General features: G+C 62.6%; 15 protein-coding genes. 11 read left to right on the forward strand and 4 right to left on the reverse strand.

Features of this window, described 5'->3' with window-relative positions:
- Positions 1-56 precede the first annotated feature (56 nt).
- Positions 57-1,274: an ABC transporter substrate-binding protein gene (locus FXN63_RS24005; RefSeq protein WP_148818031.1), complete on the reverse strand. Its 1,218-nt coding sequence runs from the start codon at positions 1,272-1,274 to the stop codon at positions 57-59.
- 202 nt (positions 1,275-1,476) lie between these two features.
- Entirely contained in the window at positions 1,477-2,280 is an 804-nt protein-coding gene (locus FXN63_RS24010) for an SDR family NAD(P)-dependent oxidoreductase (protein ID WP_246164960.1), read from the reverse strand.
- A gap of 188 nt (positions 2,281-2,468) precedes the next feature.
- On the opposite strand from FXN63_RS24010, the gene FXN63_RS24015 reads away from it, so the two are divergent.
- The 6 genes from FXN63_RS24015 to FXN63_RS24040 all read left to right on the forward strand — a co-directional run bounded on the left by FXN63_RS24015 (position 2,469) and on the right by FXN63_RS24040 (position 7,031).
- Positions 2,469-3,155, forward strand: coding sequence for a GntR family transcriptional regulator (locus FXN63_RS24015; protein WP_148818032.1), 687 nt, complete (start codon positions 2,469-2,471; stop codon positions 3,153-3,155).
- A gap of 4 nt (positions 3,156-3,159) precedes the next feature.
- Entirely contained in the window at positions 3,160-3,888 is a 729-nt protein-coding gene (gene queC, locus FXN63_RS24020; RefSeq protein ID WP_148818033.1) for a 7-cyano-7-deazaguanine synthase QueC, read from the forward strand.
- Complete coding sequence (queE, locus tag FXN63_RS24025; RefSeq protein ID WP_148818034.1) at positions 3,885-4,520, forward strand: 7-carboxy-7-deazaguanine synthase; 636 nt, start codon at positions 3,885-3,887, stop codon at positions 4,518-4,520. The genes queC and queE overlap by 4 nt, the downstream gene beginning before the upstream one ends.
- Positions 4,517-4,891: a 6-pyruvoyl trahydropterin synthase family protein gene (locus FXN63_RS24030; protein ID WP_148818035.1), complete on the forward strand. Its 375-nt coding sequence runs from the start codon at positions 4,517-4,519 to the stop codon at positions 4,889-4,891. Before queE ends, FXN63_RS24030 begins: the two co-directional genes overlap by 4 nt.
- Before the next feature lie 300 nt (positions 4,892-5,191).
- Positions 5,192-5,917: a GntR family transcriptional regulator gene (locus tag FXN63_RS24035; RefSeq protein ID WP_148818036.1), complete on the forward strand. Its 726-nt coding sequence runs from the start codon at positions 5,192-5,194 to the stop codon at positions 5,915-5,917.
- Positions 5,918-6,071: 154 nt separating this feature from the next.
- The gene (locus tag FXN63_RS24040) at positions 6,072-7,031 is read left to right on the forward strand and encodes an AEC family transporter (RefSeq protein WP_148818037.1); all 960 of its coding nucleotides are present in this window, start codon (positions 6,072-6,074) and stop codon (positions 7,029-7,031) included.
- Here FXN63_RS24040 and pdxR read toward each other — a convergent pair.
- On the reverse strand, positions 6,991-8,577 hold the full coding sequence (gene pdxR / locus FXN63_RS24045) for a MocR-like pyridoxine biosynthesis transcription factor PdxR (protein ID WP_148818038.1): 1,587 nt from the start codon (positions 8,575-8,577) through the stop codon (positions 6,991-6,993). The two genes, FXN63_RS24040 and pdxR, sit on opposite strands and share 41 nt — an antisense overlap.
- Positions 8,578-8,715: 138 nt before the next feature.
- Between pdxR and gabT the strand changes: the two genes are divergently transcribed.
- The gene (gene gabT / locus FXN63_RS24050; RefSeq protein WP_148819782.1) at positions 8,716-10,029 is read left to right on the forward strand and encodes a 4-aminobutyrate--2-oxoglutarate transaminase; all 1,314 of its coding nucleotides are present in this window, start codon (positions 8,716-8,718) and stop codon (positions 10,027-10,029) included.
- A gap of 90 nt (positions 10,030-10,119) precedes the next feature.
- Positions 10,120-11,580 (forward strand): NADP-dependent succinate-semialdehyde dehydrogenase, encoded by a 1,461-nt coding sequence (gabD, locus tag FXN63_RS24055; protein WP_148818039.1) that lies wholly within the window; start codon positions 10,120-10,122, stop codon positions 11,578-11,580.
- 92 nt (positions 11,581-11,672) lie between these two features.
- On the opposite strand, the gene FXN63_RS24060 is transcribed toward gabD, so the two are convergent.
- A complete protein-coding gene (locus FXN63_RS24060) occupies positions 11,673-12,578 on the reverse strand; it encodes a LysR substrate-binding domain-containing protein (protein WP_148818040.1) in 906 nt (301 codons plus the stop codon).
- A gap of 200 nt (positions 12,579-12,778) precedes the next feature.
- On the opposite strand from FXN63_RS24060, the gene FXN63_RS24065 reads away from it, so the two are divergent.
- From FXN63_RS24065 to FXN63_RS24075, 3 genes are all read left to right on the forward strand, one after another.
- Entirely contained in the window at positions 12,779-13,702 is a 924-nt protein-coding gene (locus FXN63_RS24065; protein ID WP_148818041.1) for an ABC transporter permease, read from the forward strand.
- Positions 13,668-14,603, forward strand: a complete 936-nt coding sequence (locus FXN63_RS24070; protein ID WP_148818042.1) for an ABC transporter permease — start codon at positions 13,668-13,670, stop codon at positions 14,601-14,603. The genes FXN63_RS24065 and FXN63_RS24070 overlap by 35 nt, the downstream gene beginning before the upstream one ends.
- Before the next feature lie 159 nt (positions 14,604-14,762).
- A complete protein-coding gene (locus FXN63_RS24075; protein ID WP_148818043.1) occupies positions 14,763-16,331 on the forward strand; it encodes a glutathione ABC transporter substrate-binding protein in 1,569 nt (522 codons plus the stop codon).
- The last annotated feature ends 18 nt before the right edge of the window (positions 16,332-16,349 follow it).

A 16,349-nucleotide genomic window follows, 5' to 3' on the forward strand; every position in this document is an offset into this window, starting at 1 on the left:
CCGACCTGTGTTCGATCAGTGGCCGTGCTCAGGGCGATGACGCGTGGTGCTGAACCTTAGGGCTCGTACTTCCACACGCTCTTGAACGTGCCCGGCACCAGCGTGGACTTGTCGCCGTCGAACTTCAGGTAGATGGCCGCCTTCTGCGCAGCGTGATCGGTGGGCGTGAATTCGATGGGACCGGCCATCACGCCGGAATCGAACTTCATGGTCGACATGGCTTCCAGCACCTTTTCACGCGTGGGCTGCGGGCCGGCGGCCTTCAGCGCATTGACCACCGTCATGGCCGAGGGCAAGCCATAGGGCATGTAAGGCTGCGGATAACCCGGGCGCGCGGCCAGGTCTGGGTAAGCTTCCTTGTACATGTCATAGACCCATTGCAGCTTGGGGCTGCCCGGCACATCGGCCAGCACGTCCTGGATGTAGACGTTCTTGAAAGCTTCCTTGTTGCCGACGTTTTCCACCAGCTGGCGCAGGTCGGCGGTACCGGTCACGGCAAGCACGATGGGCTTGTCGAAGCCCAGTTCGTGCGCCTTCTTGATGATGAGCGCAGCGGGGCGCGCGTAGGTCGTCAGCAGCAGCACGTCGGGGTTGGACGCGCGGATGCGCAGCATGGGTGCGGTCACGTCGTTGATGTTCGAATTGACCGATTGCACGTTCAGCGGCAGGTCGCCCAGGTGTTTGGCCTGCACTTTGGCCGCCGCCAGGTTCCACGCGCCATATGCATCGTCGTGGTTGATGTAGCCGATCTTCTTGGCCTTCAGCGCTTCCGCACCGAACTGCACCATCGAGCCGCCGACCGCGTATTGCGAGATCGAGAACGCGCCATAGATGTACTTGGACACCGGGTACAAGGCACCGTCGCCAGACGCATTCAGCATCACCAGCGGAATCTTTTCGCGTTCGACATATTCACGAGCGGCCACCGTGGCCGCCGAACACGATCCGCCGTTCAGCAGGAAGACCTTGTCCTGCTCCGTCAGCTTCTTGGCAGCAGCCACCAGGTCGTTGGCATTGCAGCGGTCGTCTTCGATCACCAGTTCGATCTGGCGACCGTGAATACCGCCTTCCTTGTTGATCTTGGCGTACCACATCTTTGCGCCGTTCATCGGGTCGAAACCGTAGGCCATGCTGCTGCCCGACAAGGGCGCAAACATGCCGATGCGGATGGTCTTCTCAGAAATGCCAGGCTCTTGCTGCGCCAGCGCCGGGGCGGCGTGGGCAAGGGTGCAAAGACTGGCGGCCAGTACGGTCAGGCGAAGGCGCAAGGTCATGGGTGTCTCTCTCCAGAGGGTTGCCATCTGTCGTGGCGCTTGCTGGCGGCTCGGGTCAGCCGTCGGGTTTGCCGGAAAAGTAGCCAGGAAAACGGTGCGGCCCGGCGACCGCGATCTTGGATTGCACTGCCCTGCGGTCTGTTGCCGCAATCGGTGACAGCGTGTACTGGTAAGGACTAAGAGGTCTGGACCGCGGAATGTGTCACTGCATGCGATAACCGCCATTCACATCGATCACGCTGCCCGTGATGTAAGCCCCCTGCTCTGACGCCAAAAATCCCACGGCGGCAGCTACGTCGTCCACCGTGCCGATCCGACCGAGCGGAATCGCCGCTGCCGCTGCCGTCAGCGCACCGGCGCTGGTCACGGTGGCGCGCAGCATGTCGGTATCGATCAACCCGGGGGCAATGCCATTCACGGTCACACCCAGGTGCGCCACTTCACGTGCCATGGCCTTGGTCAGCCCCAGCACCGCAGATTTCGCAGCAATGTAGGACGCGCTGGAGCGGTACCCACCCAGCTGGGCCGCCACCGAACTGAAGGTCACCACGCGTCCGTTGGGCAAGGGCAATGCCTCGCGGCGGCGTATGTATTCACGACCGCACAGGAAGACCCCACGTGTATTCACGTCGAAGGTGCGGTCCCACAGGTCGATCGAGGTGTCCTTGATCAGCGGCCGGTCGCCGTTTGGCTGGAACAACAACAGCCCGGCCGCACACACCAGCACCGAGATCGGTCCGAAGGTGGATTCGACATATTCAAAGGCGGCTTCGACTGCAGGTTCCTGGCTGACGTCGAAGGCAATGCATGCATGGTCTGCGCCCAGGCGGGCGGCCACGGCAGCGGCGCGGGTGGCGTTGATATCGGCAACGATGACACGACAGCCTGCGTCGGCAAGGTGCCGGCATACCGCTTCTCCGATACCGCCTCCGGCACCGGTTACCAAGGCAATGCGTCTGACGGAAACCATTTCAGCTTGCGACATCACCCTGGATACATCGGACATGAAAATCCTCGTATTGATTCGGCTTTACGGCGTATAAATGCCGTTGATGCCAAATTGTGTATACATGAGCCAGTTTTAAACAGTCGGGTTATCCCTTCGGCAATATTCCCAATCCAAGGGCTGGAAAGCCTTACCCGGCGAAGTGCCATATGCCGGAAAGCGCCCTGGCCCACCTACAATTGCGGCCTATGGATACGCTTTCCCAGCACGTTACCGACACCTTGCGCGACTGGGTGTTGCACGGGCGGCTCAGCCCCGGTGCCCGTCTTGAAGAAATTCCGCTTGCAGCCAGCCTGGGCGTATCACGCACGCCAGTACGTGCTGCACTGGCCACGCTGGGCAACGAAGGCTTGCTGGAATACCAGCCCAAGCGCGGGTACCACGTGCGTACCTACGCGCTGGAAGAAATCGTGGCGGCCTACGACGTCCGTGCAGCGCTGGAAGGTTTGGGTGCGCGCCTGGCAGCGCAACGCGGGCTGGACGAGGCGGCAATCGCCACCTTGCGCGCGTGCCTTGCGCAAGGCGACGACATCCTGAGCAAAGGCGTGTTGCTGCCCGAGGATCACGAGCCGTATCAACACATGAACATGTGCCTGCACAACACCTTGCTGGAAGCGGCTGGTAACCCGTGGGTGCAGCGCTTTGCGGCGCAGGCGCAGGCCATTCCGTATGCGTCCGATCGCATCGTGCTGTGGGACGTGGCGCATGACGTGATTCTGCGCTCGCACGGCGATCATCACCGGGTGGTGGACGCCGTGATTGCCCGTGACGCTCCCCGTGCAGAGAGCCTGATGCGCGAGCATGTGTACTATGCCGGCATCATTCTGCGGAACAACTACGAAGCCTTGCGGGCGGCAACGCCCCGCGAGGCATGAATCAATGGCTGAACAAAATCGACACGCCCTGGTGCTTTTCTCCGGCGGCCAGGACTCCACCACCTGCCTTGCGTGGGCACTTGAACGTTATGACCGGGTTGAAACCATCGGCTTCGACTACGGGCAACGTCATCGCGTAGAACTCGACCAGCGCAAGGTGGTGCTGGCGCAGGTACGCGCACAATTCCCCGCCTGGGCCGATCGCCTGGGCGAAGATCACATGATCGACCTGGCTGTGCTGGGTCAGATCAGCGATACCGCGCTGACCTCAGATGCGGAAATCCGCATGAACGCCGATGGCCTGCCGAACACCTTCGTGCCGGGCCGCAACCTGCTGTTCCTGACGCTTGCAGCTGCACTGGCCTATCGGCGCGAGCTGAACGTGCTGGTGGGCGGCATGTGCGAAACGGATTTCTCGGGTTACCCGGACTGCCGCGACGACACTATCAAGGCCATGCAGGTGGCCATCTCGCTGGGCATGGGCAAGCGCTACACCTTCGAGACCCCGCTGATGTGGATCGACAAGCACGAGACCTGGCAACTGGCCCAGGACTTGGGCGGCGACGCACTGGTAGAGGTGATCGTTGAACACTCGCACACCTGCTACACCGGCGATCGATCAGAACGTCACGACTGGGGCTACGGCTGCGGCAAGTGCCCGGCCTGCGTGTTGCGGCGTAACGGCTTTGCGCAATGGCGTGCCGAGCAGGCAAACCTGGAGGCCGCGCAATGACGTATTCCGTGAAGGAAATGTTCTACACCTTGCAGGGCGAAGGCGCACAGGCCGGTCGCCCGGCCGTGTTCTGCCGCTTTGCCGGCTGCAACCTGTGGACCGGGCGCGAGAAAGACCGCGCCAAGGCCATCTGCCAGTTCTGCGACACCGATTTTGTGGGTACCGATGGCACCGGGGGCGGCAAGTTCCGTGACGCCCAGGCGCTGGCTGCTGCCATCGCAGGCTTCTGGCCGAATGCCGATCACGCCAACCGCTTTGTGGTGCTGACCGGTGGCGAACCGCTGATGCAGGTCGATACCGCCCTGATCGACGCCTTGCACGCCGAAGGCTTCGTGATTGCCGTGGAAACCAACGGCACCGTGCTGGCCCCTGAAGGTATCGACTGGATCTGCGTCAGCCCGAAAGCGGGGTCGGAATGGATTCAGCGCAGCGGACACGAGCTGAAAGTGGTGTGGCCGCAACCCGGATTGGACTTCGAAGCCCTGGAAGCGGCGGATTTCACCCACCGCTACCTGCAACCGATGGACAATATCCTCCGCGCCGACAATACCGAGCTGTGCATCCGCACCTGTATGGCGCGCCCCGCGTGGCGCCTGAGCCTTCAGACGCACAAGATCACAGGTATTCGATGATGTACGAAGTCAGCCAGCGTTTTTACTTCGACGCTGCCCACACCCTCAACCGCGAGATCGAGACTGCCGGCAGCCGCCGGATTCACGGCCACACCTACTGGGCTGAAGTTGCGGTCCGCGGTATTCCCGAGCCGGTCACCGGCATGGTTGTCGACAGCGGCTTGCTGAAGGCGCGATTGCACGAGGTCCGCGACCGTCTGGACCACCATCTGCTGGATGAAGTGCCCGACCTGGGCCCGGCTACGCTGGAAAACCTGTGCGCTTTCATCGCACGTGGGCTGGATGGTTTCCACCCCGGCCTGGCCACTGTAAAGGTCTGGAGAGAGGCGAACGGCGACAGCTGCACCCTGCACCTGCTGCCGAAGCTTTGAGAGGCCTCAAGGGGCGCTGAGGCCGTTTGCGCGCGGTCTTCAGCGGTCGTTTACGTCGTTACTTCCGCAGGCCCCTTCGCAGCCGTTAGTCTTGTCGACGACACTCGCTGCGAGGCTGCTGCGCTGGATGCCAGCCGCGCGTCTGACACAGGCGCGTTTTCAACGGGCTGTGGACATTTCCGCCGTCTTTGGCTGTGGATATCCGCAAACCCCGATATCTGTCGCACAAACGCATCGCTTCATGCGCGCCGACTGATTCTGTTTTCTGCATACAGAACACAGAATGCTAGGATTGGTGCCATGCACAAAATCGATGCCCCCAGCCAACTCCTCGAACGCGTCTATGACGCCATTCTTGACGCCATCTGCACCGGCCTGCTGAAAGCCGGTGAACGGGTGACACAGGAAGGTCTAGCTGCGCAGCTTGGCGTGTCACGCCAGCCCATCCTGCAAGCCATTCACCTGCTCAAGCGCCAAGGCTTCATCGAAGACAGCGGCCGCAAGGGGGTGGAAATCAGCGCCATCGATCCGGCGCGGCTGGTGCAGCTGTATCAGATCCGTGCGGCGCTTGATGGGCTGGCGGCGCGTGAGGCGGCAAGCATCGTGGCGCGTAATGGCGCGGGCGACCTGCGCGAAGCGGGCGATGCACATCTTGCAGCGGGCCAGGCGGCAATCGCCAGCGGATCGGCCGGCGAACTGATCGCCGCCGACATGGCGTTCCATCAGTTCATCTACCAGCGTTCAGGCAATCCGATGATTGCCGACACCACGGCAATCCATTGGCAGCACATTCGCCGGGCGATGGGTGCGCATTTGCAAAGCGATGCGGGTACGCCGGAACAAAGCTGGCGCGAACACGCAGAAATTCTGGATGCAGTGATTGCGGGTCAGGCAGAACTGGCCGAGCAACGCGCGCGCAACCATGCCGAACGTGCGGCAGCGGTGCTGGTGGGAAGGCTGGCCAAACAAGCCGAAGTCGATGCGGCAGAACATCCCCAATCTCTACGGCTGTCGGCAGAAGGCTGACCCGGTAACCCGCCAGCCAGAACACGGGTCACCCACTACCGCCCAGCGTGGCAGCTCAGCACCTGAACGCAGGCCGCTGAAAGGTTTTGCCGAACCATCGGCGGCAGCCGATCTCTGCTGACACCAACGTTTCTTACCCGCACCGACTTTATCCATGTTCGCCCTGCTCAACGTTGCGTTCCCGGTTTTTGCGCTGATCTTCATCGGCTACGGTTGCCGACGGCGCGGCATTCTGGGGCCGCAGTCCTCGCGCGAACTGAGCCGCTTCGTGATCTACCTGGGCCTGCCCGCGCTGCTGTTCAATGCGACCTCGTCGCTGGAACCGGCCAACCTGGCCAATGGCAGCTTCATCGCAGCGTTTGCACTCGGCATGGTGGTGACCTTTCTGATTGCCGGTGCGCTGGCCCGTCGCCGGGGTGCCAACACCATCGACGCCATCATTGAAGGCCTTGGAGCCGCCTACCCGAATGCGGGTTTCATGGGCCTGCCGATCTGCCTGCTGGCCTTTGGCCAACCCGGCTTGCTGCCCGGCCTGATCGCCACCTTGATGACCGCCTGCGTGCTGTTTGCTGCCGCCATCGTGCTGATCGAAACGCGGCTGCACGCCGGGGTAAGCGTTCTGCAATCCCTGCGCAAAGTCGGTGGCTCGCTGATCCGCAATCCGATTCTGATCGGCCCAGTGCTGGGCACCTTGCTGGCCGCCACGGGCTGGCATCTGCCCGACGGCGTGCGGCAGTTGTTCAACCTGCTGGGCGGATCAGCCGGGCCTTGCGCACTGGTGTCGCTGGGCCTGTTCCTGGCGGAACCGCAAAGCGCTGAACCTGCACCGGGCACCCGTGACGGCGCGCTGCGTGCGGTGGCACCGCTGGTGGGCTTGAAGCTGTTATTGCAGCCTGCGGTCACCGGTGTGCTGGTGTACTGGGTGATGCCACAGCCGCCGGTGTGGGCGGCCTGCGCCGTATTGATGAGTGCGCTGCCGATTGGCACCGGGCCGTTCATGCTGGCCGAGCTCTACAAGCGGGATGCAACCGCAATGTCGCGGGCGATTCTGGTGTCGACCGTGGTGTCGTTGTTCACGGTGTCGGCATTGCTGGTGGCGTTGACGGGTCATTGATCAAGGGTTCGATCACTTCGGACAAGATGCCAAAGGCCGGGCCGATCTGCGCGTCCGGCACGCAGGCGTAGCCCAGCAACAAGCCGGTGCGATCCGAGGGGTTCATGTAGTACGGCCGCAGTGGGCGCACTGCAATGCCGCGCGCCAATGCTGCGCGTGCCACCGCCCCATCGTCGCTACCAGGCGGCAGATCAACCACCAAATGCAGACCGGCATCGTCGCCGCTGACAGGCAAGGCATTACCGAAGCGCTGCGCCACGGCTTCCTTCAGCAATTCCCGACGCTGTCCGTACAAGCCGCGCATGCGCCGGATGTGCGAACTCAGATGCCCTTCGAAGATGAAGTCCGCCAGAATCGCCTGCTGCTGCAACTGGCCTTCGCGATATAGCTCGGCAGCGCCTTTTGCGAAGGCATCGACCAGGGCATCGGGCACCACCACGTAGCCGATGCGCAGGCCCGGAAACAAGGTCTTGCTGAAGCTGCCGACGTAGATCACGCGCCCCGCCGTATCCAGACCTTGCAGGCATTCCAATGGCCGACTGCCGTAGCGAAATTCGCTGTCGTAATCGTCTTCGATGATCCAGCTGCCGTGTTGGCGCGCGTAGTCCAGCCAGGCGCGGCGACGTGCGAGGCTCATCACCATGCCAAGCGGGTACTGGTGAGAAGGGGTCAACAGGATTAGCGCAGGCGGGGTCTCGCTGTTGGTGCCATGTGAACCATGCGAGCCATTGACGCTATTTGTGCTGTTCGTGCTGCTCATACCACCGGGCAGGCCGCTGACCGATGACGGCAGCGTCATGCCCTCCCCGTCTGCCGGCCGCGCTTCCAGCTCCAGCCCCAGCGAGCGCAATACGCTGCGTATGCCCCAATAACTCGGCTCCTCGATCCACACCCGTTCGCCAGGATCGGCCAGCAAGCGCGCCGCCAGATCGATGGCCTGATGCGCACCCGTGGTGATGACAATCTGTTCAGGCTGACAGCGCACGCCGCGAGATGTGCGCAGGTGTTCGGCCAACACTTTGCGCAAAGGTCCATGCCCGCCGCTGGGCGCGTAGGTCAGCAAGGACGGGGCGGGCCGACGCCAGTGCCGATTGCTCAGGCGACTCCAGACGCGCGAAGGGAATTCCGTCACGTCGGGCACACCAGGCATGAAGGCACCCCACTGCGTTGGCGCGAACCCCACCCCATCCACCAATCGCCGTCCGCGCACCGACAGCGCACGGCCGGGAGCCGGTACCGCGCCATCTGACATAGGCGTTTCACCCGCCAAGGTTTCCGGCGCGGTGGCGGCCACATAGGTGCCGCTGCCACTGCGTGACGTCACGTACCCCGCCACCGTCAGGTGCGCGTAGACCTCAGTGACGGTGTTGCGCGCAATGCCGAGTTCCTGCGCCAGCAAGCGCGACGACGGCAGTTTGCTGCCTGCCGCCAGCCGATGCGACAGGATGGCTTCGTGCAAATGGCGCTGCAGCTGGCGATACACCGGTTCCTCGCCCTGCTTGTCGAGCGACGCGGCCAGCCAGTCGGACAGGGAAGCGGGGCGCAAAGTGGCTCCATCAAATAAACACAAGTGGCTCTTAAATATAGAACCATATCTTCATATAGTGGCCGTTCTGTCGGCGTATCGCCACAGGAATCCCATTTGCTCAAGGAAGCAACCATGTCCGACACCACCCCGCACGCCATGACCGACGAAGCAGCTCTGGAAGTGGCGCCCACAGGCTCCAATGAGTCCTTGCGCGCACGCCGTGCCGCCGCGTTGCCGCGCGGTGTGGGCGTGATGTGCGACTTCCACGCAGCACGCGCCAACAACGCGGAACTTTGGGATATCGAAGGCAAGCGCTACATCGACTTCGCCGCCGGCATCGCCGTACTGAACACCGGCCATCGCCACCCGCGCATTATTGAAGCGATCACCCGCCAGCTGGACCGCTTCACCCACACCGCGTTCCAGGTCATCCCTTACGCGTCCTACATCGAACTGGCAGAGAAGGTGGCCGCACGCGCCCCGATCAGCGGCGACAAGAAAACCGCCTTCTTCACCACCGGTGCCGAAGCCGTTGAAAACGCCGTGAAGATTGCCCGCGCATCCACCGGTCGTCCGGGCGTGATCGCGTTCACTGGCGCCTTCCACGGCCGCACCATGCTAGGCATGGGCCTGACCGGCAAGGTCGTCCCGTACAAGGTTGGTTTCGGCCCCTTCCCGGGCGAGATCTATCACGCCCCCTTCCCGAACGCCGTGCATGGCGTGACGACGGAAGACTCGCTGGCCGCGATTGCCGCCATGTTCAAGAGCGACATCGACCCGGCGCGTGTGGCCGCGTTCATCTTTGAACCCGTCCAAGGCGAAGGCGGCTTCAACCCCGCCCCGGCTGACTTCGTGCGTGGCTTGCGCAAGCTGGCCGACGAACACGGCATTGTGCTGATCGCCGACGAAGTGCAGACGGGCTTCGCCCGCACCGGCAAGTTCCTGGCCATGGAACATTACGACGTCGAAGCCGACATCATCACCATCGCCAAGAGCCTGGCAGGCGGCATGCCGCTGTCGGGTGTGGTCGGCCGCGCCAAGATCATGGACGCCCCGGCACCGGGCGGCCTGGGCGGCACCTACGCCGGCAACCCACTGGCTGTGGCCTCGGCGCTGGCCGTGCTGGACATCATCGATGAAGAAAAGCTGGTGGACCGTGCCGTGCGCCTGGGCGACCAGTTGAAGGCTCGCCTGGCTGCTGCGCAAGCCAAGGTGCCGGCCATCGTCGACATCCGTGGCCCGGGCGCGATGATTGCTGCCGAATTCAACGACCCTGCAACCGGCAAGCCCGATGCAGGCTTCGTGGCCCGCGTGCAGAAGGAAGCGCTGTCGCGCGGCCTGCTGCTGCTGAGCTGCGGCGTGTACGGCAACGTCGTGCGTTTCCTGTTCCCGCTGACGATTCCGGACGCCGTGTTTGCTGAAGCACTGGACATCCTGGACGTTGCACTGCTTGAGGCGGCCAAGGGCTGATCGAAAAAAGCGCAGGCCTGATCTGCGCTTGATCGATCTACGGATTTACAGCGGCGCTACGGCGCCGCTTCACATTTGGGAGAGTTTTTGATGACTTCGATTCAAGACGGCAAGTGGTTCCGCCAGCACGCCTACGTGAACGGCAAGTGGATCGACGCCGAAAACGGTGCCACCGTTGACGTGACCAACCCGGCCACTGGCAAGACCATCGGCACCGTGCCGAAGATGGGCGCGGCAGACGCACGTCGCGCCGTCGAAGCTGCCAACGCTGCATGGCCTGCCTGGCGCGCACTGACCGCTGCTGCACGCGCCAAACTGCTGCGCCGCTGGTTCGACCTGATCGTCGCCAACGCCGACGAACTGGGCGCGCTGATGACTGCCGAACAAGGCAAGCCGCTGGCCGAAGCCAAGGGCGAAGTGCTGTACGCCGCCAGCTTCATCGAATGGTTCGCGGAAGAAGGCAAACGTGTCTACGGCGACACCATCCCCAGCCCCGCAGGTGACCGCCGCATCGTCGTCATCAAGCAGCCGATTGGGGTGTGCGCGGCGATCACGCCGTGGAACTTCCCCGCCGCGATGATCACCCGCAAGGCTGGCCCGGCCCTGGCCGCAGGCTGCCCCATTGTGGTCAAGCCCGCCACGTCTACGCCCTACTCGGCGCTGGCACTGGCCGCACTGGCAGAAGAAGCTGGCATTCCGGCAGGCGTGTTCAACGTCGTCACCGGTGATTCCGGTGCCATCGGTGGCGAACTGACGTCAAACCCCATCGTGCGCAAACTGTCGTTCACCGGGTCCACCGAGATCGGCCGCGTGCTGTACGAACAGTCGGCCCCGACGCTGAAAAAGCTGTCGCTGGAACTGGGCGGCAACGCGCCCTTCATCGTCTTCGACGATGCCGATCTGGATGCTGCTGTCGAAGGGGCGATTGCCTCCAAATTCCGCAATGCCGGGCAAACCTGCGTATGCGCCAACCGCCTGTATGTGCACGACGAGGTGTATGACGCCTTCGCCGAAAAGCTGGTCGCGGCCGTCAACAAGCTGAAGGTCGGCCCGGGCACCGAAGCCGGCGTGCAGCTCGGCCCGCTGATCGACAAGAAGGCTGTGGAAAATATCGAAGAGCACATTGCCGATGCCACTGCTGGCGGCGCGCGCGTGTTGACCGGTGGCAAGCCACACGAACTGGGCGGCACGTACTTCCTGCCCACCGTGATGGCAGACGTGACACCTTCGATGAAGGTCGCCAAGGAAGAAACCTTCGGCCCGCTGGCACCGCTGTTCCGCTTCAAGTCCGACGACGAAGTGGTGGCCCAGGCCAACGACACCGAGTTCGGCCTGGCCAGCTATTTCTACAGCCGCGACATCGGCCGCATCTGGCGCGTGGCGGAACAACTGGAATACGGCATGGTAGGCATCAACACCGGCTTGATTTCGAATGAAGTCGCGCCGTTCGGCGGCGTGAAGCAGTCGGGCCTGGGCCGCGAAGGCTCGCACTATGGCATCGATGATTATGTGGTGATCAAGTATCTGGCGATGGGTGGTTTGGACAAGTAAAAAACCAGTCCAAGGCACTTAGCCAAGCAAGGCAAAACGGCGACGGATCATGGATCGGTCGCCGTTTTTCTTTGCTCCGTCGGTGGGTAGATTCAGGGCTGCGCAAAGCCCGCATCGAACAACTGCGTGGTGATGCCGATGAACTCGCTGACCACTTTTGAGCGTGGTTGATGCGCAGGCAGCACCATTGAAAATCCGAAGTGAATTTCAGGAACCAGCGGACGGCAAATGACCGCCGCATTGGCAAACTGCGATGCCGTGATGCCATCGACAATCGCAATACCCAGACCACCCGCCACCATGTTGCACGCCGAATAGGCCAGCGTGGTTTCCACTGGCCGCCGACACTGCACACCGGCCGATGTCAGCGCGACTTCCAGCCGTATGCGCATGGGGTTGTTGGGGCCTAACGAGATCAGCGACTCACCTTCCAGGTCGGTGACCTGCACCACTTTCTTGCGCCGCAACCGATGGCCGCGCGGCAGCACACAGACCGCCGCAACACTGGGCAATGCAAACGCGTTCACGCCGGGATATTCCGTGCTCAGGCTGTGCACAAAACCGATGTCAATCTGATTGGCAGCCGTCAGCTCCAATACGCTGAGCGAATTGCGTACGTCCAACGATGTGACCACGTCGGGGCGCAGCAGTGAAAACTGGCGAATGCCCTCGCACAGCAGGCTCAGCCCAAGCACCGTCATGCTGGCCACGCGAAGGGTGCCGATACGCACGGCTTTCAGGTCTTGCGCCACGCGTTCGACCTGTTCCATGCCCTGATAGAAGCGATCGACTTCACGGAACAGTCGCTGCGCTTCCGCACCGGGAATCAGCCGGTTGCCCTCGCGCCGGAACAGGCGAATGGCAAGCGTGGTTTCCAGGTCTTTAATGAGGCGGCTGACTGCCGGTTGGCTGATGTTCATCAGCTCGGCGGCGATGGTCATGCTGCCGGTCACCATGACCTTGCGGAAGGCATCGAGCTGTCGAGGATTGAGGTGCATGAGCGCAGTGTAGACACGCACGAGGGCAGCGCAAAGCACCTTGTGCACGCTTCATAACATTCCCTTATGTGCGTCCAACTTCGTATGGCGTTGTGGCGCAGATGGGCTGCGCTTCATCATTCGGTCACGACATTTGCTTAGGCGCGGCCACGTCTCTTCCAGACTGGTACGGGTCAGGCACCACCGAAGAAAAGCGCCCTATGCTGAATTATGTGATTCGACGCCTGCTGCTGTTCGTGCCGATGCTAGTCGGCATTTCCATCGCCGTATTTCTGGTTATGCACGCCATCCCCGGCGACATTGCGCGCATGGCTGCCGGCCCTGACGCGGCCGAGTCCGACATCGAGCAGATCCGCCAGAACCATGGCCTGGACAAACCGCTTCACCAGCAGTATTTCCTGTACCTGAAGCGCCTGGTCACCGAGGGTGATCTGGGTGAGTCTTTCCAGACCTATGCACCGGTGACCGAAGGCATTGCACGCACCTTGCCTGCTACGCTGGAACTGGCTACCGCAGGCATGTTGCTGGCCGTGATCGTTGGGGTGCCGCTGGGCATCGTGGCAGCATTGCGACCGCGCGGCATGCTCGACAGTGCGCTCACGGCACTTGCCGTTGTCGGCATATCCGCACCCGGATTTTTCCTGGGTCTGCTGCTGATGCTGCTGTTTGCATCCACGCTGGGCTGGCTGCCGCCTACCGGGCGCGGTAGCTGGCAGCAACTGGTCATGCCTGCGGTAACCCTGGGTCTGCCGTACATCGCCACCTTCTCTCGGCTGGCGCGCTCCAGCATGCTCGACGTGCTGGGCGAAGACTACATCCGCACGGCTTACGCCAAGGGTGTCGCCAAGCCGCGCGTCGTGCTGCGCCACGCGCTGGCCAATGCATCGATTCCGCTGGTCACCACTTTCGGCACTGACTTCGGCCGCCTGCTGGGTGGGGCAGTCATCGTTGAAACCGTGTTCGCCTGGCCCGGCATGGGCCGCTACATGATCGACGCGATCATGGTCCGCGACATCTACGTCGTGCAGGGAACCATTCTGGTTTTCGCTGCGCTCGTTGTCCTCATCAACCTTCTCGTCGACCTGGCATATGGACTCCTTGACCCTCGCATCACGTACGCCTGAGGTGGCTGGCGCAGCGCAGCCCGCTGTCGTTGCGGCCACGCCCAAGCGCCCGTCTGGCGGCTTTCTTCGCTATCTGTTTCGTGCACGCCGCTGGATAGCCCTGCTGTCACTCGCCTTGCTGTCGGTGGTGCTGTTGGCCACCTTCGTTGCGCCGTGGATCTATGACTGGAAAACCATCACCCAGGTCAATCTGGACCGGGCCTTGCAAGGCCCGGGCGGCAACTTCTGGCTGGGCACCGACGAGCTTGGCCGTGACCTGCTTGGGCGTGTGCTGTGGGGTGCGCGAATCACCTTGACGGTGGCCTTTGGCAGTGTCGCGATGGGCATGACCGTGGGCGTGTCCCTGGGTGCGCTCTGTGGCTTCTACAGCAACGCGTTCACTGCCACGGTGATGCGGCTGATGGATTTCATGATTGCCTTCCCGCGCACGCTGGTGGCCATCATGGTGGTGGCGATTGCCGGCAACAGCATCATGAGTCTGACCGTGGCGATTGCGATTTCGACCATGCCGATCTACGTGCGCTTCTTTGCTGCGCCAGTGCAGGCGCTGAAGCGACGCGAGTTCGTGCTGGCGTCACGTGCCATCGGTGTGGGGGACTTGTCGCTGGTGCTGACACACATCATTCCGAACATCGGTTCGCTGATCATCGTGCAGGCCACGACGTCTTTGGCCGAAGCGATTCTGATCGGATCGGGCCTGAGTTTCCTGGGTCTTGGTCCCCCGCCGCCAATCCCGGAATGGGGCGCAATGATCGCCAATTCGCGCGCCCACCTGACCAGTCATCCGCACGTGCTGCTTGCCCCCGGCTGCGCCCTGTTCATCGTCATCCTGAGCTTCAACCTGGTCGGCGATGCCCTGCGTGATTACGTAGACCCGCGATCCAGACAGTCGCAGCGCTAAGCACCACCCAGAGTTTTCTTTGATTGATCCGACCGTGAGGCCACGCACTGGCCTCACGTGGAGGCTGCTGCCTGCCCGCGCTGTGTCGTTCCGGTTTTTTGTCCTGCCTTCTGCCCTCGCCCATTCGATCCTGACTACCCCGACCCTGGAGAACCGTCCATGCGCCAACCCGCTTCGTTCGCTGTCCGCCCACTTCCTGCCTTGGCCCTGGCCTTGACGCTGCTGTGCGGCTTCGCGCCTGCTGCCCATGCCCAGGCCAGCCTGACCTACGTGCAGGGCACCGAGATCGACACGCTTGATCCGGCCGTCAGCCGCAGCACGCCATCGCAGATCGTCATCAGCCATCTGTTCAGCCGCCTGGTGGCCTGGGATGGTCCTGGGTTCAACAAGATCGTGCCGGACCTGGCCGAGTCATGGAGCGTATCGCCCGACGGCAAGCTGTGGACCTTCAAGCTGCGCCAGGGCGTGAAATTCCACGATGGCACACCGCTGGATGCCGCTGCCGTGAAGTTCAACCTGGATCGCATCCGCAGCGCAGAACTGGGCTCACCCAACCGTGCGTATTACGCGGCCGTTGACGCAGTGGAAGCGCCGGAAACCCACGTGGTGACCATTTCCACCAAAGAGCCTTCACCCACCTTGCTGGAAATTCTGACCGAGGAATGGTCAGCCATCAGCAGCCCGACGGCGATCAAGAAACATGGCCGCGCCTACGGCCGCAACCCGGTGGGCACCGGCCCCTATGTGTTCAAAAGCTGGGTGCCGAACGAACGCGCCGAGATCACCCGCAACCCTGACTACTTCGGTGACGCGGGCAAGCCCGAACGCCTGGTGTTTCGTCCGGTTCCGGAGAATGCAGCACGCCTGATCGAGCTGCAGACCGGCAACGCAGACGTGGCGGCCAACATCGCCCCCGAACTCACTGCCGAATTCAAGGGCAACGACAAGATCGAGCTGGTGCAGGCACCCAGCGCGTTCCAGGTGTTCTTTGAACTCAACGTCACCAAGCCACCTTTCGACAACGTCCAGATGCGCAAGGCAGTGAACCTGGCCATCGACCGGCAAGCCATCGTCGACAAGATTCTGCTGGGATACGGCCGTGTGCCGACCAGCCCCTTCCCCGAAGGCACGCAAGGCCGTCGCAGCCTTGCCGCACACAAGTACGACCCCGACGAAGCACGCCGCCTGATCACCGCAGCCTTCCCCAATGGTTACCCGGATGTCGTGACCATGTGGACGCCATCGGGTCGCTACACCAAGGATCGCGCCACGGCTGAAGCCGTGCAGGGCTATCTGAATGCGGTGGGCATCAAGACCGACTTCAAGGTATGGGAGTGGGCGTCTTACCAGAAAGAGCTGTATCGCAGCGAGATCGGCAAAGGGACGGGCAAGGGCAGCAACGGCGCCAACATGTGGCTGCTGGGCACGGGCATTCCCAATGCCGACATTCGCCTGCGCCGCAAGCTGAGTTCCGGTGACCCGTCCAACCTGACGGGTTACTCCAACCCGGTCGTCGATGGCCTGCTGGCCAAGGCGGCCCGCGAGATGAATTACGACAAGCGCATGGAGACCTACGGCGAGATTCAACGCGTCGTGTGGGAAGTCGCGCCCAACACCATTCCGCTCTTTGACCAGGTGCAGCTGATTGGCCAGCGCAAGGGCGTCAAGGGCCTGGATATCTACAGCGATGAAATCGTCGAATTCCACCACGCCACCTCGGGCCGCTGAGCCCGACGGCGATCATAA

This window comes from Pigmentiphaga aceris (genome assembly GCF_008119665.1).
In the GTDB taxonomy this organism is placed as follows: domain Bacteria; phylum Pseudomonadota; class Gammaproteobacteria; order Burkholderiales; family Burkholderiaceae_B; genus Pigmentiphaga; species Pigmentiphaga aceris.